This window comes from Numidum massiliense (assembly GCF_001375555.1).
Lineage (GTDB): Bacteria > Bacillota > Bacilli > Thermoactinomycetales > Novibacillaceae > Numidum > Numidum massiliense.
Genome location: NZ_CTDZ01000009.1, coordinates 3,527,629 through 3,545,713, shown reverse-complemented (window position 1 = coordinate 3,545,713; position 18,085 = coordinate 3,527,629). Strand labels below are relative to the sequence as shown.

The 18,085-nt window shown below is 50.7% G+C and carries 20 protein-coding genes; 8 read left to right on the top strand and 12 right to left on the bottom strand.

The features are described from left to right. Window positions 1-33: 33 nt before the first annotated feature. From BN1247_RS16625 to BN1247_RS16615, 3 genes are all read right to left on the bottom strand, one after another. Window positions 34-1,329 carry an IS110 family RNA-guided transposase gene (locus tag BN1247_RS16625; RefSeq protein ID WP_054948550.1) on the bottom strand — a complete coding sequence of 432 codons (1,296 nt, stop codon included), beginning with the start codon at window positions 1,327-1,329 and terminating at the stop codon, window positions 34-36. Between the two features lie 228 nt (window positions 1,330-1,557). Continuing rightward, a complete protein-coding gene (locus BN1247_RS16620; protein ID WP_054951367.1) occupies window positions 1,558-2,214 on the bottom strand; it encodes a helix-turn-helix transcriptional regulator in 657 nt (218 codons plus the stop codon). 40 nt (window positions 2,215-2,254) lie between these two features. Then, entirely contained in the window at window positions 2,255-2,689 is a 435-nt protein-coding gene (locus BN1247_RS16615) for a DUF86 domain-containing protein (RefSeq protein ID WP_054951366.1), read from the bottom strand. A 265-nt stretch (window positions 2,690-2,954) separates the two neighbouring features. Here BN1247_RS16615 and BN1247_RS16610 point away from each other — a divergent pair, with 265 nt between their 5' ends. The 5 genes from BN1247_RS16610 to BN1247_RS16590 all read left to right on the top strand — a co-directional run bounded on the left by BN1247_RS16610 (window position 2,955) and on the right by BN1247_RS16590 (window position 5,205). Continuing rightward, complete coding sequence (locus tag BN1247_RS16610; RefSeq protein ID WP_054951365.1) at window positions 2,955-3,164, top strand: hypothetical protein; 210 nt, start codon at window positions 2,955-2,957, stop codon at window positions 3,162-3,164. 83 nt (window positions 3,165-3,247) lie between these two features. Further along, window positions 3,248-3,580 carry a spore coat protein gene (locus tag BN1247_RS16605; protein ID WP_054951364.1) on the top strand — a complete coding sequence of 111 codons (333 nt, stop codon included), beginning with the start codon at window positions 3,248-3,250 and terminating at the stop codon, window positions 3,578-3,580. A 256-nt stretch (window positions 3,581-3,836) separates the two neighbouring features. Next, window positions 3,837-4,445 (top strand): MerR family transcriptional regulator, encoded by a 609-nt coding sequence (locus BN1247_RS16600; protein ID WP_054951363.1) that lies wholly within the window; start codon window positions 3,837-3,839, stop codon window positions 4,443-4,445. Between the two features lie 144 nt (window positions 4,446-4,589). Next, window positions 4,590-4,865: a DUF3055 domain-containing protein gene (locus BN1247_RS16595; RefSeq protein WP_054951362.1), complete on the top strand. Its 276-nt coding sequence runs from the start codon at window positions 4,590-4,592 to the stop codon at window positions 4,863-4,865. Between the two features lie 76 nt (window positions 4,866-4,941). Beyond that, complete coding sequence (locus tag BN1247_RS16590; RefSeq protein WP_147675275.1) at window positions 4,942-5,205, top strand: hypothetical protein; 264 nt, start codon at window positions 4,942-4,944, stop codon at window positions 5,203-5,205. Between the two features lie 81 nt (window positions 5,206-5,286). On the opposite strand, the gene BN1247_RS16585 is transcribed toward BN1247_RS16590, so the two are convergent. Continuing rightward, window positions 5,287-5,592, bottom strand: a complete 306-nt coding sequence (locus BN1247_RS16585) for a YutD family protein (RefSeq protein ID WP_054951360.1) — start codon at window positions 5,590-5,592, stop codon at window positions 5,287-5,289. A 103-nt stretch (window positions 5,593-5,695) separates the two neighbouring features. On the opposite strand from BN1247_RS16585, the gene BN1247_RS16580 reads away from it, so the two are divergent. The 3 genes from BN1247_RS16580 to BN1247_RS16570 all read left to right on the top strand — a co-directional run bounded on the left by BN1247_RS16580 (window position 5,696) and on the right by BN1247_RS16570 (window position 8,277). Then, the gene (locus tag BN1247_RS16580) at window positions 5,696-6,424 is read left to right on the top strand and encodes a YhcN/YlaJ family sporulation lipoprotein (RefSeq protein WP_054951359.1); all 729 of its coding nucleotides are present in this window, start codon (window positions 5,696-5,698) and stop codon (window positions 6,422-6,424) included. Between the two features lie 149 nt (window positions 6,425-6,573). Beyond that, window positions 6,574-7,086 (top strand): DUF4149 domain-containing protein, encoded by a 513-nt coding sequence (locus BN1247_RS16575; protein WP_054951358.1) that lies wholly within the window; start codon window positions 6,574-6,576, stop codon window positions 7,084-7,086. A gap of 204 nt (window positions 7,087-7,290) precedes the next feature. Beyond that, window positions 7,291-8,277, top strand: a complete 987-nt coding sequence (locus BN1247_RS16570; RefSeq protein ID WP_054951721.1) for a M23 family metallopeptidase — start codon at window positions 7,291-7,293, stop codon at window positions 8,275-8,277. 243 nt (window positions 8,278-8,520) lie between these two features. On the opposite strand, the gene BN1247_RS17865 is transcribed toward BN1247_RS16570, so the two are convergent. From BN1247_RS17865 to BN1247_RS16535, 8 genes are all read right to left on the bottom strand, one after another. Further along, the gene (locus BN1247_RS17865) at window positions 8,521-8,661 is read right to left on the bottom strand and encodes a MetS family NSS transporter small subunit (RefSeq protein ID WP_147675274.1); all 141 of its coding nucleotides are present in this window, start codon (window positions 8,659-8,661) and stop codon (window positions 8,521-8,523) included. Next, window positions 8,658-10,163, bottom strand: coding sequence for a sodium-dependent transporter (locus BN1247_RS16565; RefSeq protein WP_054951357.1), 1,506 nt, complete (start codon window positions 10,161-10,163; stop codon window positions 8,658-8,660). The genes BN1247_RS17865 and BN1247_RS16565 overlap by 4 nt, the downstream gene beginning before the upstream one ends. A gap of 259 nt (window positions 10,164-10,422) precedes the next feature. Further along, on the bottom strand, window positions 10,423-11,229 hold the full coding sequence (gene yunB, locus BN1247_RS16560) for a sporulation protein YunB (RefSeq protein ID WP_054951356.1): 807 nt from the start codon (window positions 11,227-11,229) through the stop codon (window positions 10,423-10,425). Window positions 11,230-11,398: 169 nt separating this feature from the next. Further along, window positions 11,399-12,316 carry a methylisocitrate lyase gene (prpB, locus tag BN1247_RS16555; protein WP_054951355.1) on the bottom strand — a complete coding sequence of 306 codons (918 nt, stop codon included), beginning with the start codon at window positions 12,314-12,316 and terminating at the stop codon, window positions 11,399-11,401. A gap of 45 nt (window positions 12,317-12,361) precedes the next feature. Beyond that, entirely contained in the window at window positions 12,362-13,792 is a 1,431-nt protein-coding gene (locus tag BN1247_RS16550) for a bifunctional 2-methylcitrate dehydratase/aconitate hydratase (protein WP_054951354.1), read from the bottom strand. A gap of 215 nt (window positions 13,793-14,007) precedes the next feature. After that, window positions 14,008-15,123, bottom strand: coding sequence for a citrate synthase (mmgD, locus tag BN1247_RS16545; RefSeq protein WP_054951353.1), 1,116 nt, complete (start codon window positions 15,121-15,123; stop codon window positions 14,008-14,010). A gap of 277 nt (window positions 15,124-15,400) precedes the next feature. Continuing rightward, window positions 15,401-16,612: an NAD(P)-dependent malic enzyme gene (locus BN1247_RS16540; protein WP_054951352.1), complete on the bottom strand. Its 1,212-nt coding sequence runs from the start codon at window positions 16,610-16,612 to the stop codon at window positions 15,401-15,403. Window positions 16,613-16,698: 86 nt separating this feature from the next. After that, the gene (locus tag BN1247_RS16535; RefSeq protein WP_054951351.1) at window positions 16,699-18,075 is read right to left on the bottom strand and encodes a class-II fumarase/aspartase family protein; all 1,377 of its coding nucleotides are present in this window, start codon (window positions 18,073-18,075) and stop codon (window positions 16,699-16,701) included. Window positions 18,076-18,085: the final 10 nt, after the last annotated feature.

Here is an 18,085-nt window from a genome sequence, read left to right as displayed (position 1 = left end):
ACTTAAGGTCACACGACGATTGGCTAATTCGTTTTAAGCAGCCATCTGTAACTGTTGCTGGCGCACTGGACCCAGAACATCCTTCGCATCATACGCAATCTGCCTCGTACCGAGCGTATGCAGAACTTTGATCAGTTTGCAGCATAGGGCAATAAGCGATTGCTTCTTTTTCAGGGGATTGTGACGACGTGTCGTGTAGTAACGATGCATCGCTTTAAACTCGGCATTTTTAGCGACCATCGGGAGGACACATCGGAATAGCAGGGCACGTAACCTTGCACGTCCTCGTTTACTAATACTCGCTTTCCCCTTCTTCTTGCCTGAGCTATTCTCTTTGAGATTCAACCCCGCCAAGCGGATGATTTGTTGCCCGTGGTCGTAGTCATTTAAATCACCCACTTCTGCTAGAAAACCAGCGAGTGTGACAATGCCCACACCGGGAATGGTCATCATTGCTTCGGTACCGGGGATTTTCTCAAGCAGTTGCTCCACTTGCCGCATGATCTCTTCTAGTTGGTCAGCTAACAAGGTGTACTGATCTAGCAGCATCGAACATTCAATCTTCGCGGCATACATGCCTTCTGTAAGCCCGATAGAAGTTGTCGCTACTTTCACCAACTTCTCGGCGCGCTTTATCCCGACAGCCCGCTTCACTTCCGATTTCCAATGCTTGAGAATGGCTTCGGCGCCTAAAGCGACAATCTCATTGGGCATTGGAAATTCACGCAAGGTCATTAGCGATGCTTTGCCTTCCCAGTCTTTAAACACTTGATGGTACTCAGGGAAGAAGCGGTCTAGCCAGTTCTGAATACGCAGTTTTGCTTGATTAAAGTTCACCATTACTTTTTCTCGCAGGTTCATGATGATCCGTAAATCGGCATAAACCTGTGTCGGGAACTTCGGTTCAGCGTAGTGACCGTTGCGGATAAGATCCGCGATCACTTTGGCATCTTTGTAGTCGTTTTTCGTCGGTGAGTTGTCTTCCAACTCTTTACTTCGGTTGACATGATGTGGGTTAACCACAACGACTTTGATGCCTTCTTCTTTTAAAAATGCCGCTAAAGGAAACCAATAGTGTCCAGTTGGTTCAACGCCAAACAGCACATCTGTTTTGTTGTGAACCTGTTTTAAGTCCTTCATCCACTTCACCAGTTTGGTTAGCCCTTGGTGCGTATTCTCGAACACGCAGTCTTTTCCGAGTTCGATCCCCCGAAAGTCGATCGCACGAGCGACGTGTGTCTGCTTGGCAATGTCTGCCCCAACGATTAAGGTTTTTTCGGTCATGCGTAAAATGCGTTGATTTTTCTTCTGTTTCATCTTATACTTCATGTGAGTGTCTCCTTTTGCCTTGGGATGAATGAGTGTAGCGCTACATTCTAACCCAAGCTTACTGGAGGCACTTTTTTTGTGCAAACCTCAAATTAATTCATTACAGGAATGGCTCCTTTAATATGTTACTAAACTTGCGTTCTCCCTTATTGTAAACAAAAACAACCCCTTTCACCATACGTTTTTACGTACGGTGCAGGGGCCGGATGGATGGGCGACGATGACAACTCATGCTTCCTTCGCTTTCTCTACGGTTTTTTCTTCAATCACGTACACGCAGTTGGCGTCGCCACTCGATTTACATTCTGGGCGTACGACAGTAGCAGCGTCTCCTAAAATATCGCGGAAATAACTTAGTTCGCACGCACACGCTTGATTAAACTTATTCGCCACCCGCGCAATCGGGCAGTTGTGTTCGACTACACGGTATTTACCTTCGCTTATTTTATCCCATTTGACCATATAGCCTTTACTGTTCTGCAGTTCGGCCAACTGTTCCACGCGCTCTTCCAGCAGCTCGCCGTCAATGTGGTGGCGATTCGCCTCCGTCATCCGCTCTTTCCGTCGCACGAACAGCTCGTCAACCACTTTTTTCCCTTCCGTATTAGCTAAGTCCTCCAACAATTCGAGCGTGAGCCCATAGTAATTTTTTGGGAATAAATCGTCAGCTGTATCCGTCAACATATACATATTCGTCGGACGCCCCATCGATTGCCGTACGAGGGTAGAATAGATTAGCCCATCGCGCTCTAACGTATTCAAATGGCGCCGCACAGCCATTTCCGTAATACTTAACTGACTAGCCATCTCGCTGACGGACATTTTTCCTTGGAACTTTAACATATTGAGGATTTGCTTACGAGTCGTCGGTACTTTTGCAGCCATGACACTCACCTTCCCCTAGTTAGTTTTTACGATCGCAAACCTACACTCCCGCTCCCAACTCTTGTTGCAAATAACGGCGCACCTGCTCCGGAAACGCGCGCAGTGCCGATACGCTCTCCCCCATCTGCACTAACTCGTCGACTGTTATTTCAGTGTAGAAAATGACGAGTTTCTTTCGCTTTTCGACGAGACGCTTAAGTTGTGTCGCTTCCGCGGCTGGCAGCACGCGCTCGTCTAGCATAATTTCCAATATATCTTCATAGCTTCCTGGATCACGCATAATAAACCCGTCGATCAACGCGTTACCGACATCGGTTACGCATTCGATCGCCACGTGGAACGCCCGTGCAGCCGCAAACTGTTCAACGATCCCCGTCTCGCTAGCACTTAGCGGGGGCAATTCAGCTAGCACATCGACACACGTTTTTAACTGAGTCAATTGCTGTTCAATGCGTGTTGTGTCTACGTTGTACAAAAATAGTTCCCTCCTCTACATCGTCACCGTATGCATCGGCACCTCATGTGAATGCCGAACAATTTAAGTAAACTATAATTCTTAGTATAGACGAGTTTTAAAAGAAATGTCGATGCGTTTGCTTACAATTACGTTACAAACACTATCAGAAGCGGCTTTTGTAAGACTTTGTTCACATATGAACATAGTCTGCAGTGAAGAATAATTATCCTTAAATCCGCGCAAGTTAAGACTGATTAATCATTGAAAGTGAGGGACACCGACGATGGACCAGCTGAGCAGCAAAGATTTACATTACGTCAAAGACCAGCTGTCGTGGGAACTGTTAGCAATGAAAAAATGCCACCACTATGCCGGAGAGTGTCAAGATCAAGAAATACAAAAGCAACTTGAGCAAGTCGGGCGCATGCACCAAGCGCATTATGAAATGTTGCTCAACCACCTCAATCCGAGCGGTACGGCACCCGTGCAGTAGAGGACTTTAAGATCGAGCGCCAAAGATTTGCACGTAATGTGCAAACATTGAACCACGAGCTTTAAATAAGGAGGTTTATCCGTATGGTCCAACCGACTCAGGGACAACAACAGCAACAGGCGACGATGCCCGTCGTTAAAGGGGCAGAAATGAATGACCGCGACCGCCTCAACGACGTGTTGTCGATGGAAAAGTATTTGACGAGCGGCTACAACGTCGCCGTCAACGAAGCGAGTACACCGTGGCTGTACAAAGACCAGCTGCAAATTTTGAATGCCTTGCACGACTGCCAGCACAACTTGTTTCTGTTAATGTCGAAAAAAGGCTGGTACAAAGTCGATCCCGCTAACCCCGCGCAAATTAGCCAGACGTTCGAACAGTTCAGCAACTATCAAACCCAGTTTCCGTACGCTTGAGCGACTCCCCTTATTTTCGCACGTACAGACATTGCTGGACAATCGAACTTGCCGCTTGCCAACTTGACGAAGTGGTAGTTGACAGAAACGGCAGCACCCAGATGGTCGGGGGCTGCCGTTTTCGTCGATTTTTAGCACCGCTTTGTCGCAACATGACTACCTTTGCCACCTGTTGACTTCGTTTGTCGGGCAGGCAGGAGTTACCCTTTTCCCCGCGAATAGTATGTATTACTTTTATCGTATGGGAGGAGTTATCGTGAAATACACGACGAAAGAAGCTGCGGAACAGTTGCACGTACACGCGCGCACGGTGCGCAAATGGATTGACTCCTTTGCCGACTTTGTCCAACCCGAGGTGAACGGACGCGGTCATTACGAATTGAGCGATGCAAGCTTACAGGCGTTACAAATGATCCGGGAACAGCTGAAAAGCGGGAACAAATCGTTGCGGCAAGTTCGCGTCGAGTTAGTTAAGAACGGTCATATCCCAGCAGCACCGCCCACAGTACACGAAGAGACAAAAGACGATTTTCACCTCTTGGCAGAAAGTGTGACGCAACAGCTGAAAGCCATTGGCGAGCGGTTAGCGGCGACGGAACGACGCGCGGTCACTGAACATTTGTTGACGAACGACCGACAGGCGCTAACCGAACATTTGTCCCACATCGAAGCGAACCAACAAACGACGCTGCAACTGCTCGAACAGTTGCACGAACAGATCGAAGATGTGCGCAAAAAACAGGAACACCTAAAACTAGAAATCCGTAACGCCACGTTTGACCAGCGCCTCGAAGCCGCAGGCGAAGACAGCCGCGGTAAACGTAAAAAATCGGGCGCACTCCGTCTCTCGCAACTTTTCCGCTAGCGCTTTTAGACGGTTCGCGGACGACGAAACGGACGATCAGGCGGTGGGCGTTCTTTTTTACTACGAACGATGCACAGATGCAGCAGTTTTTTGCTATATTTGTGTATAATGGAAGGAACGCTCAGGAAAGGACGATGTCGCTACATGACCGGAGACGATGTTTTCTTTCTTTATGATGAAACAGAAAATACGGAGTCGCGCTTTGTCAGTTTTGTTGGGGAGACGAACCGCTTTGACTTATGCATTATCACAACCGATCGCTTCTTTGGCAAAAAGTTAGTTCTCAACATGCAGTCGAATAAATTTGCCGTACTCGGACAGGACGACTTGGAAGAAGCGGGCTATTTAGAACGCGCTTACAATGTATCGCCGGAAGAAGCCGCGGAGCTCACGCAGTTTTTGTCCGACATTCTCGTCTAGACGACCTCGTTTAATCGCAATAACGTATAAAACCCCTTTCTCACGCACATGTTAGGTGAAAAAGGGGTTGTTCTTTTTGAAGGAGAAAAGAAACACACCGCTTACCGATCTCGCTACCGTCGAGTCGCAGCGCAACGAACTCGTGGCAGAGGAGTTTCCCGAAGGTGCCTACGGCAACCCGCGTAACGATAAGCTCGGCAAAGATACGCCGTACCTCGCCTCACAGCACGCGAGTCCGCAATACACGTATGAAAACCGCGAGTTCCACGAAGGAATCGTGCGGCAAGATCCGATCGCTCACCAGACGCACGACGATCCGGAGCAAGACAAAGAACTTTAACTTCATACCGATTACTTCTGTTTAAGGAGACACTTACTTCCGTTTACGACTATACACATCCGTTACTTCCGTTTGCGAACTTTACAGGTCGTGGACGGTTTTTTTTATTTTTTTGTCTGACACTTTACGCAAAATAAAATAGGCGCATCCGAAATTGCAATATTCGTGAACGTATTCCTCTAGCTGTGAAATGCGGTTGTCGCGCTTCGCTTTCGGGTTTTTGTCGGCAAAAAATCCTTTCAAACGCAATTGCCCATATCCCCAATCGCCGACGATGAAGTCGTACTTTCCTAATATTTCGCTATAGCGCTGCTTAAATGCTTCTTGATTCCAGCCGTTCCGATAATCGATCACTAATTCGTACGCGTTCGATTGTATGCGTATCATTTGTCCTCATTCCTTACCGTACCTATATTTTTGGCAAGTGACACGTTATTTGTCAGGGTTGGCCTGCTGGCGTAAGGATACGCTAGCGATAGGAGGTGGTTAAGTGTTACCTAAATGGGTACTCCCGATTGTCGGGGTGATTGTCTTTTCCGTCGCCTGTACGCCGGCGACGCAGCGTCCACCGATGGCACAGCGTCCGACGACGAATGCGTATGACAATTCCTTATACGTCGACCGCACGACAGGTATTGACAACCGCTTTACCTCGTATCGCAATCAAACGGGAACGGGAACGGGAACGATCCCCTATCGTTACGGCTATCGCGGCACCGTCAACCCGGTGGTGCGCGGCCAGAACGAAGTCGGCTTTAGCAGTTTTACACCCGACGACTTTCGCACCCGCGACGGCGTTCGCGTCACCGCATCCAACCTACAAGTAAACCGCAACGCGCTTGCAAATCAGATCGGGTACCTCGTAACGACGTATCCACAAGTGCGTAAATCCACTGTACTCGTCACCGATGACCGCGTCTTTGTCGGTATCGATGACATCGGGAAAAAACTTGACGCTGCTACCGTCGAAAAAGTCCGTAAGTCCGCCTTGGCGATCACGCCGCGCTATTACCGCGTGCACGTGACGACGGACAAACAATTGCACAAGCAAATGACAAAAATAGGACGTAAATTGGCTAACGGGGGCACCGTTACCCAATATCGAGATGACCTTAGTGCGTTGCTGCGCAAAATGGGCGATCCGACTCCCGTCCGCAGCCAAGACGGTAGAATAAATATGAATAATCGTACCCCGATAACTCCTAGCACTAGCCGCTAACATTTTTTTTTATAAAACAGCCACGGTTACTTTAACTGTGGCTGTTTTTCCATATTCCCATTATACCCTAAATGCTGATTGCATTTTTCCTGAAAAACATATCGTGATACAATGAACAGAGATTGCCGAAAAAATGAGGAGGCTCTTTGATGCGTGCTATTGTAAATTGGTTGTTTCTACTATCGATCGTCTGTTGGCTCGGATCGGTAATGTTTTTTGAACTACTGCTCATCCCAAAACTGAAAACGGCTATCTCGATTCACCAATATTATGAAGTACTTAACGTCGTCCGGCCCATCCCTTACCAGTTAGGATTAGTGGTCGGCCTACTCGTCCTCTTAATCGCGCTGTTCCGCACGTTGCGCGCTGAGCGGCCAAAACGGTTGCTCAAGTGGATCGTGCTGTTGCTTTTAATGATGTTTGCCTTAAATTGTGTCGCTACGTTTATCGTGTTGCCGCAAATGGATGCACTGCAGGGGAAAATCACATCGTTCAAAAGCGCAACCTCAGACGTCAAACAATTCACCAAACTTCAGTCGTATACGCAAATGATTAACTTGCTGCAATGCCTGTTCGGGTTGTTCGTACTGTTGTTCACCGCCGTCGATATGCGCATCCTTCCCGCTAAACCGATAAAGAGCGGTTATTCCTTCCACGGTTAGGCCCGCTAAGGCGGTTAGAACCATAAAAAGGATTGCTAAGCACCTGCTATCTGTTACACACTAAGCGCAAAATATCTCGTCGTGACGACAGGTGAAGGTGTTATGCGAAAAAAGGTCGTTATTTTGCTTGTATTGTTCGTATTTTTCCTTGCGGATGCCCGTACGCACAAGGTGTATGCTACGAATCGCCTTACTATCTTTAGCGTGAATACTCCTAATGTTAGAGTTACAAGCCAAAGTACCGGCACTGCCGATCAGACAGCCGAGAACCGACTGTTAGAGCGGGAGCGACTGTTTCGCCGCATTGAGACGCTGTACGGCATCCCGTGGTACTTTCTCGCTGCAATTGACCAGTTTGAGCGCAACGTCCGCAACTCCCGGCGCGATTTACCCGATGTCCCCCACGAGCAGTTACTTGCCGTTCAACTACCGACTGAGCAGTGGGTAGGATTACTTAATCCCCTTAAGGACGATACGGACCCACACACGATTCGTTTCTTCGGCGGGATCGGTGCCGACGGCGACGGCGACGGGCTCGCGCAGCGTGAATCGGAAACGGACGCGCTGTACGCACTTATTTTGTACTTACAAACGTACGGCGTGGACTGGCTCAGTTTGCGTACGGCAGTATGGGACTTGTACAAACATCCGAGCGCCGTCGACACAGTCAGCCACATCGCGACCATTTATAGGGCGATGCAAACGATGAATGTACAGGAAAACCACTTTCCCGTTTCATTGCGGCACAATTACACATACCGCAGTACGTGGGGCGCGACACGCGGCTGGGGCGGGCGACGTATTCACGAAGGCACAGACATATTCGCCCACCACGGCACGCCCGTCTACAGTACGTGTTACGGCTATGTCGAAGCAAAAGGGTGGAACAAATACGGCGGTTGGCGCCTCGGTATTCGCGACGTACACAACAATTACCATTACTTCGCCCACCTCGGCAGTTTTGACAAAGCCATTCGCGTCGGGAAAGTCGTGCGGCCCGGAGAGTTAATCGGCTACGTCGGCAATTCGGGTTACGGCCCACCGGGGACGGCCGGCAAATTCCCCCCACACCTGCATTACGGCATGTACAAATTTAACGGTAAAACGGAATGGTCCTTTGACCCGTATCCGTATTTACGCGTATGGGAAAAAGAGACGCGGCAAAAGAAGCGCACGCAGCAGTATCAATAAAAAATCCCAAGCCCGCACAAATATCTCCGGCGTGGAAGGAAGACAGCAGAAGGAATAAAAAAAAGGGGCCCCCGCAGCACTAGAGGGGTTAAACTTACGATAACCCCTTTATGCTTGCGGGTAACCCGATCCGATGACGATTTACGATTTAAACGATGCATGACACTTAGACGTTGCGATCGTCTACAGCCCGATCGTCATGTAACGCGCATGTCGCTGCCGTAACTCGCTCGATCAATTCGCTTATGAAGATACCGTTGAATGGGTATCCTCCTTATGTGCACGCTTCTTACTCGCCCGCATCGCATGGACGATCGAGGCAATCAAACCGCCCCACAGCAAGACGGCACCCACTCCGAACATAATCCACGCACTCACACTCATTGGCTCAATCCCTCCTCACCTTTCCACTGTAACGCCCGGAACACAAAACCGATGACTAAAGCTGCGAGCGCGGCGCCCCAACCGACGACGAGCACTTGGCTAAACGTGTAATCGTCAGCGCCATAGTATTTGACGAACACCTCGTTGTACACGTTGAGCACGCTCATCGTAATTAACACGAGCGGAGTGATCACCTTTAAGCAAACGTCCCACCACGTACCGATTTTAATGTCGGACAAGCCGTTAATGTGTGTACGCAGCGTCGACAGTTTAAAGAACCAACCGAGTAACACCACTTCGACGAGCCCCGCGAGCACGATGCTGTAATTGTTGATGAAGTTGTCGACAATGTCCAAGTAGCCCATGCCAGCGTACGTCGTGTAAAGGAGGCTGACAAAAAAGCCGGCGCCGCACACCCAGCTAACGGCTTGCGTACGCGTCAAGTTAAACTTCTCGCGAATGGCCGTAATACTCACTTCGGCAATCGAAATGGACGAGGTGAGGCCAGCGACGGTGAGTGCCCCGAAAAACAACACACCGAACAAATCGTTCCACGCCGGCATTTGGTTAATAATTTCCGGAAAGACGGCAAAGGCGAGCCCAATCCCCGCTTTAGCCACTTCTTTAACCGGCACACCTTGTACTTGAGCCAAAAACCCGAGCGCGCCGAAGACGGCAAAAGCAGCTAAAAACTCAAAGCCGCTGTTCGCAAAGGCAGCAATAAACCCGTTGTTCGCGAGATCCGATTTTTTCGGCAAGTAGCTGGCGTACGTAATCATAATGGCAAAGGCGATGCTTAAAGAGAAGAAAATTTGCCCGTACGCGCTCACCCACACTTTCGGATTGGCCATCGCTTTCCAGTCTGGCTGCAGCAGTGTGTTTAACCCTTCGGCAGCACCTGGTAACGTCACGGCGCGAATCGTAATGACAATCATGACGATGACGAGGATCGGCATTAATATTTTCGTCGTCACCTCGATGCCGCGACGAATCCCCCGGAACAAAATGAAAAACGTGATTGCCCAAATAATAGCAACAGGCAAAAACACACCCCACTTAATCCCGACTAGGTTCCAGATGTTCCCTCCCGTTTCCGTTAAACCGAGGTAACTCCCAAATAAAAATTCTTCCGGTTTGTTCCCCCATTGTTGACCAATGGAAAAATACGTGTAACTGAGGGCCCAGCCGACGATGACCGTGTAATACGTCAAAATGAAGAAACTAATCCCCACTTGCCACCAACCAAGCCACTCCCACCGTTCCCGCAGCCGCCGGAACGACAGCGGTGCCGAGCCACGCATTTTTTGCCCGACAGCATACTCTAAAATGAGAATCGGAATCCCTGCCGTTAAAAGTGCAAATAAATAAGGAATGAGAAACGCGCCCCCACCGTTTTCATAAGCAATGTAAGGATAGCGCCAAATGTTACCCAAACCGATGGCGGAACCGACGGCAGCCAAAATGAAACCGGCACGGCTCCCCCATTGTTCTCGCTGTTCCATACGTCAACTCCCCCTCGTTTTGAACATTGAAACAATTTTAATGATAAAAGAACATGAAAACATAAATGTAAGATGTACACTGACATTTGCTGTTCGGCTCGTCGTACTCCTCCTTCCCAGAAAATTTAAAATCCCCTCTTATGATGTAAAGATACAAAAACAGGTTAAATCGAAATAATTAGACACTTGTAGCTTATAGCCTATTATACCACTAAGCCGCATCATTGTCTCTATTTGTCCGTCTTTTTATCCTTATGATTTAGTTCCCATTTCCTCCGCGATCCACTTGTCGATCGTTCGATTGGTCGTTCAATTCGGCGCCGGGCGGCGTCGAATTGTCGGGGAGTGCTGGCGTGATCGGCAGCCCAGGTATATTTCCGCCCGCCCCTTTGCCCGCATCGCCGCTATTCCAGTACCACTTCGGGGTATCGCCGACGACCATCGCCGTCGCAATCGGGTAACTCGCTGTCACCGTCACCGCCTTCGACGGAAAGGGAGCAACCAAGCCAACTTTCATTTTAATGTCGATAAACAAGTTGACGAGCACCATATTAATACCAGCTGCTTCGATTGTCGGGTTGAGCGTCACTTCTACCGAGCCCTTCGGAATAATTGTAACGGAGAGAGAAGGACCTTTGTCGGCAAACAACTTGCTCTTGAACATCTGCCCGAAGTAAATGTCCATTTTATCGCGCCCCTCTTCTTGCATGCGCGGATACATTTCCGTCAGTAAGTACTGTTGAATGCGCGTGAGGGTGTCTTCTTGCAGTTTTGTCTGTTTGTATTGATCGATAATGACCCCTTGCACTTTGCCGTTGTTGTCTTTTTCAAATTTGATGAGCCCGTCAAATTCCTGCTTGGCGACAACTTGCCGATTCAACGCTTCGCTAATCGCGTCAGCCGCTATTTGCCGCACTTGCGTCTCAGCAAGCGCCGTCATGACCGGTTGCACGTTGTGTTCGATGACTTTAAGCAGTGTATAAGCGCCGCTTAACAGCACAAAGAATAGAGCAAATAAAAAAATCGTACGCCGTTTCCACCGCTTCGCGGGCGACTTGAACAACACGGGCCCATCCCCCCTTACCCCAACGTATGCGCACAGGCCCGTCCGTATTTCAACGGATATCAATACGCCCGACTAATTATAAACACACGGCTACCAGTGCCGGAACACTGATAGCCGTGTTAAAGAATTATCTCGCATTTTTATCGTCCTACTGGACTGTTTCAGAGCTTCAGCTTTCTTTCCCGATGTCGGGCAGGACGGTCTTCGCGATTTTGCCGTCGAGATCTTCGTAGTCGTAATAGTTAATCGCCTCGTACAGCTCTTCGCGCGTCTGCATGTCTCCGAGCGCATCCGCTTGCGTGCCCTTGTCCCTAATCTCGGTGAAGACGCGTTCGTACGCCTTCGCCGCGACGCGGAGCGACGTGACTGGATAGATGACCATATCGTAGCCCCACACGGCGAACTGCTCCGCGGTATAGTACGGCGTCTTGCCGAACTCGGTCATGTTGGCGAGTAAGGGCGCGTCTACCGCTGCGCGAATGCGCTTAAACTCCGCCTCGCCGACGAGCGCCTCAGGAAAAATGGCGTCCGCCCCTGCGGCGACGTATTGCTGCGCGCGGGCTATCGCTGCGTCGATCCCTTCGACGCCCTTCGCATCGGTGCGAGCGACGACGAGGAGCGACGGCGCTACCTCTTTGATCGTACGGATTTTTTGCACCATCTCTTCCGGCGTGACGAGGTTCTTCCCGTTGAGGTGGCCACACTTCTTCGGCAAATCCTGGTCTTCGATTTGCACCGCGGCAACTTTTGCTTCGACCATTTCTTTTGCCGTGCGCGCCACGTTTAGTACACCGCCGAAGCCGGTGTCAATGTCGACTAGCAGCGGTAGCCCGGTCGCCCGGACGATGTCGCGCGCGCGATCAGCGACTTCGTTCGAGTAGACAATCCCTAAATCGGGCAGACCGCGGCTCGCCGTGTACGCCGCCCCGGACAAGTACAAGGCGGAAAAACCGACGTGTTTCGCCACGCGCCCGGCCATGCCGTCGTGAGCCCCCGGAAGTTTAAGTATGTCGGGGGCTTTCATTAACTGCTGGAACGCTGTGGCCAATTCTTGCTGTGAACGATTATTCTCGATGAGCCAAGACAATGTCCTTCCTCCTTAAACGCGTGCGTCATCCTTAACAGACAAACGTCAAATGATGAATTTTTCCATGAAGGTATGCACCGGCGTCGCCTCTAACTGCTCCCGATCGAGGCACAGCTCGCGAATCGCCGCCGCTTGTTTTTCCGGAAAACGTGTCACTAAGCTGTCCTCGAATTTTTCAACGAGCTTCGGGATACCTTCGCTGCGGCGCCGACGATGGCCGATCGGATACTCGACGGCTACTTTTTCCGTCGCACTCCCATCAGTGAAGTGCACCTGTACCGCGTTAGCGATGGAGCGTTTGTCGGCGTCGAGGTATTCGCGGCTGTACCGCTCGTCTTCGACGACGACCATTTTTTCCCGCAGGGCGTCTATGCGCGCGTCTTTGGCGACGTCGTCTTCGTAATGGTCGGCGGTCAAGTCGCCAAAAATGAGTCCGATCGCCACCATGTACTGCAAGCAGTGGTCCCGGTCGGCTGGATTGTGGAGCGGTCCCGTTTTGTCGATAATGCGGATCGCCGATTCGTGCGTCGTCAGCGTCACCTTTTCGATCTCGTCCAGACGGTCTTTCACTTGCTCGTGCAGCTGGAAGGCACACTCGACAGCCGTTTGAGCGTGAAACTCGGCCGGGAAAGAGATTTTGAACAGCACATTTTCCATGACATACGACCCGAGTGGACGCGCCAACGTCACTTCTTTCCCATTAAACAACACGTCTTGGAATCCCCACGTCGGTGCAGACATCGCAGTCGGGTATCCCATTTCTCCTTTTAACGCCATGAGGGCTAAGCGTACGGCGCGGCTCGTCGCATCACCGGCCGCCCACGATTTACGCGACCCGGTGTTCGGGAAGTGGCGGTACGTGCGCAAGCTTGCACCGTCGATCCACGCGTTAGATAGCGCGTTGATCACTTCGTCTTTCGTCCCGCCTAACAGCGCGGCGACGACAGCAGTGGAAGCGACTTTAACGAAGTGGACATGGTCGAGACCGACGCGGTTCAAGCTGTTGTCTAACGCTAGTACGCCTTGAATTTCGTGCGCTTTAATCATCGCATTCAAAACGTCGCGCACGGTGAGCGGGTCTTTCCCTTCTACTAGTCGCTGGCGGTCGATGAAATCGGCCGTAGCTAAAATGCCGCCGAGGTTGTCCGACGGATGTCCCCATTCTGCCGCGAGCCACGTATCGTTAAAGTCTAACCAGCGGATCATGCAACCGATGTTGAAGGCGGCCTGTACCGGGTCGAGCTCGAACTGCGTCCCCGGGACGCGCGCCCCGTTCGGCACCACAGTCCCGGGAACGATCGGACCCAAGTGTTTCGTACATTCCGGATAACGCAAAGCGAGGAATCCGGAAGCGAGCGTATCCATTAAACAGTAACGAGCCGTATCGTACGCTTCCTCGCTGTCAATAACGGTGTTCAAGACAAAATCAGCAATTTCTGTAAGTAGGTGATCAGGTGCAGGACGGTTTACAGCCATAGTCTCTCCAACTCCTCCTCTATTGTAGCTAATGAAAGGATACAATCAAAAACTTCATCGCCTGTGAAGCGCTAACAAATGTAGCAACGTTGACAGATGTATTAGTTCGACGAATGCATGAGTCGTTGTGCGCGTTCAAGCTGCTGAAGCGTTTACTGCAGTTAGCTTCAGTCAATGACTTTTGTAGGTGTATATAGACCCCTGTGCGCAAGCGGTTACGGGTGCAAGTTACGCGGTCCTAAATAGTTGACGCGCGGTCGAAACAAACGGTTGTTGTCGTGCTGTTCGCTGACGTGCGCCGCGATGCCGACTGTGCGCGCCGCTAAGAAAATCGGCGTGTACAGCTCGATCGGAATCCCTAACAAATAGTAAACTGGGGCAGCGTAGTAGTCGAGGTTCGGGTACAGTCCTTTCTCGCGATGCATCACGCGCTCCCCGATCTCGCACATTTCAAACAGCTCCCCGGCATCTTTTTCCGCGGCCAGTTTGACGAGTGCTTCCTTCATTAACTCCGCACGGGGATCCATCTTACGCATGTAGACGCGGTGTCCGAAGCCCATAATCCGTTCTTTGTTGGCCAGCTTCTGCAAGATGAGCGGCTCGATGTTCTCTTTCGTTTTCGCTTCGAGCAACATTTTCATCACCGCTTCATTCGCGCCGCCGTGCAGTGTTCCTTTGAGCGAAGCGACGGCACCAGTCAACGCGCCGTAAAGGTCAGCCTGTGTCGAAGCGATGACGCGTGCCGCAAAGGTCGAGTTGGGCATTTCGTGTTCGCTGTAGACGATGAGCGACTGTTCAAACGCCCACCGCTCCGCATCGCTCGGTTCTTGACCAGTAATCATGTACAAGAAGTTGGCGCTGTACGCTAAATCTTGGCGCGGTGTGACGGCGGCGTGCCCTTCTTTTAAATGATAACTGTTGGCGACAATCGCCGGTACCTTCGCTAATAGCCGAATCGCTTTACGCCTGTTAGCTTCTGCGGAACGGTCTTCAAGGTCACGGTCGAAGCCTGCCAGCGCGGAAATGCCTGTCCTAAGGCCGTCCATAGCGTGCGTTTCTGGCGGCAGTGACTTAAGTACGGTCAAAACCGCTTCCGGCAGTTCGTACTCGGCTTGCAAGCTTTGGGCAAGCTTCTCCCGCACCTCGTCTGACGGTAAGGCGCCGTCGAGTATGAGCGCGACGACGTCTAAATACGACACTTTCTTCGCCAGTTCAATTAAGTCGTAACCACGAATAACGATTTCTTCACCGGCGACATCGAGGTAAGAAATGCGTGTCTCACTCGCAATGACGCCTTCTAGCCCGGGACGAAACGTTTGCTGCGTCTCCATTCGATCCTCTCCTTTACGCTCGTTCAGTTTGCGCATGAACGCCCCTTTCTAAGCTGTCATTCACCGATCTGCCATAGTGAGCGTTTTCAACGCGTGCGGCGCTGACGACATGGCATCCGCTGGCGCCACCTGTATTGTATCAATTTTTAACGAAAATGTCACAGTTCGCGCTCAACTTGTTGCCAGGGACGGCTAAACGGCTTTAATGGGAGTATAACGCACACGACCTATAGGATCGTCCCGACGACACGGCGTGAACGTGTCGTCGGGACGATTGTTAGCGATAGTTTTGCGGTCTCCTACGGCCGCCCTGCTGCAATCGGCTGACCCCAGTTTTCTGCGCCGCTTCGGCGACGTACGCCGCTACTTGCGGGGCTACCCGTTCATCGAACGGATTTGGAATAATGTACGTGTCACTCAGTTCGTCAGCAGGCACTAAATCGGCGATCCCGTGGGCGGCTGCGATTTTCATCGCAGCGTTAATTGTCGTCGCGCGCACCGACAAGGCGCCTTTGAAGATACCTGGGAAGGCGAGCACGTTGTTGATTTGGTTTGGAAAATCAGAGCGCCCCGTGCCCATGACGCGCACTCCGGCGGCCTTTGCCTCATCGTACATGATTTCCGGAATCGGATTCGCCAACGCAAAAACGATCGGCTCACCCTTCATCGTTGCAATCATCTCTTTCGTCAACACATTCCCGACCGACACGCCAATAAAAATGTCCGCATCGACGATGGCATCGGCTAACGTCCCTTGTTCACCGCTCGGATTCGTCGCGAGCGCCAGCTCCTTTTTATGTGCAGCGAGCGGTGCCGAGCGGTTGGCAGCCAATATGCCGTGTTCGTCGCAAACTCGTGCTCGTCGGACACCCATCGTGAGCAACATGTTCATTATGGCGGTGCCGGCGGAACCTGGTCCGTTTAGGACGACTTTCACTTCGTCGATTTTTTTCCCTGTCAGTTTTAAACTGTTTAGCACAGCCGCGGCAACGACGATCGCGGTGCCGTGCTGGTCGTCGTGAAACACGGGAATATCTAACGTTTCGTCGAGCGCTTTTTCGATGGCAAAGCATTGGGGCGAAGCGATGTCTTCCAAGTTAATGCCGCCAAAAGTAGGGGCTAACCGCCGCACCGTCTCAATGATTTCACCTGGTTTTTGCGTATCCAAACAAATCGGCATCGCATCTACACCGCTGAACGCCTTAAACAAAATCGCTTTTCCTTCCATGACAGGCATCGCTGCTTCTGGTCCGACATTGCCCATCCCCAAAACAGCGGATCCGTCGGAGACGACAGCGACTAAGTTTCCCTTTGCGGTGTACTCGTAAGAAGCAGCAGGGTCTTCGGCAATCGCTTCGCAAGGCTCTGCTACTCCAGGCGTATAGGCGAGGGCTAAATCTTCGTTATTGGCCGTTCTTACCTTACTGACAATAGATATTTTCCCTTTGTTAGCTGCGTGCATTTGCAAAGCCGGTGTTTGCTTATTCATCAGTCTACTCCTTTTAATTTTCCAAGAAAAATCCCTCTCCTTTCAAGAAGAAAGGAAAGGGCGACTAACCTTCAAAAAACAAATTCTTACGACGCGCTGTACTGTGCCGCGATTTTTGCTGCTGTCTCTTTCGCGCGCGCCGCTTCTTTTTCTGCCAATTGTACCGATAGCCCAGTATAGTTGCGCGGATCAATCATCGCCCGCACTTCCTCTTCGCTGAACTCACGCGCAATTACATCGTTGGCGATTAAATTCGTATAGAAGTCTTCACCTTCAGCAGCCGTCTTCATCGCAATTTCGTACATAAGCCCGTGGGCTTGATCTTTCCCCAGCTTCTCCGACAGTTTCATCATGACGTACTCACTGTTGTCTAATCCTTTATTGCGCATGGCATTGTGAAGCATACGCTCTCTGTGCGGCACAAGCGTCCGGGTTAATTCTTCACAGCGCAGTAAAATTTCTGTTGTCAACTCGAGCGCTTCTTCCAAGATCCCGTCGAATAACATGTAAGAACTGCTATCGCCTTCGTACGGTCTTACCGCCGAGTACATGCCGACGCCGGGTAACGAATACAGTTTTTGCGAGTTGGCGATAATACCTTTCGCCAGTTTCGGGTTAATCTTGTGCGGCATCGTACTGCTGCCGACCGTCCCTTTGCTAAATCCCTCCGATACTTCAGCGATTTCTTCCAACGTCGTGCTGTACACTTCCTCGGCAATTTTATGGCACACGTTCGCCATTAACGCTAAGTTCATCATGTATTCTACTTTGTGCGTACTAATATTGCGCGACGGCACTTCCATCGGGTACATCCCGACTAATTCGGCGACGCGCTTTTGCACTTGTACACCGACTTCGGGCATGGAACTAAACGTACCGACGGCTCCCCCCATCATTACTTGGAATACGCGCTTTTCAACTTCGCGCATCCGTTCGGAGCAAGCGATAAAGTCGCTAATCCACACCGCTACTTTGTAACCGTACGTGATCGGAATGGCGTGGCGGCCGTGCGTCCTTCCCGGCATGACCGCATTTTTATTCTCTTCCGCCAGCTTACTTAAGTTGCTTAAAATTTCCCCCAACAGTTGCATATATTTTTCATGTACTGTTTTAACCATGTACAGTTGGGAGCTCTGTTGAATATTTTGCGTCGTAATACCGTAGTGTACGTATTTGCCGCTGTCACCGGGGCAAGCTTTCACGAGCACTTTTAAAAACGGGACAAAACCATGCCCGATTTTGCGATAAATGCGGTCCATCTCGGCGAAATCGATGTTCTCGATTTTCGCCCCTTCTTTAATTCCTGCCGCCGCTTCTTGCGGAATAAAGCCAGCTTCCGCTTGTGCTTCGGCTAAAGCAGCCTCAAACTTAAGCCATGTTTTATACTTCGCTTCCGGCGACAATAATTCCTTAATGCCGCGGTCGTCGATCGTTTTACTTTTGGAATCGTATAATGCTCTCATGACAAATCCT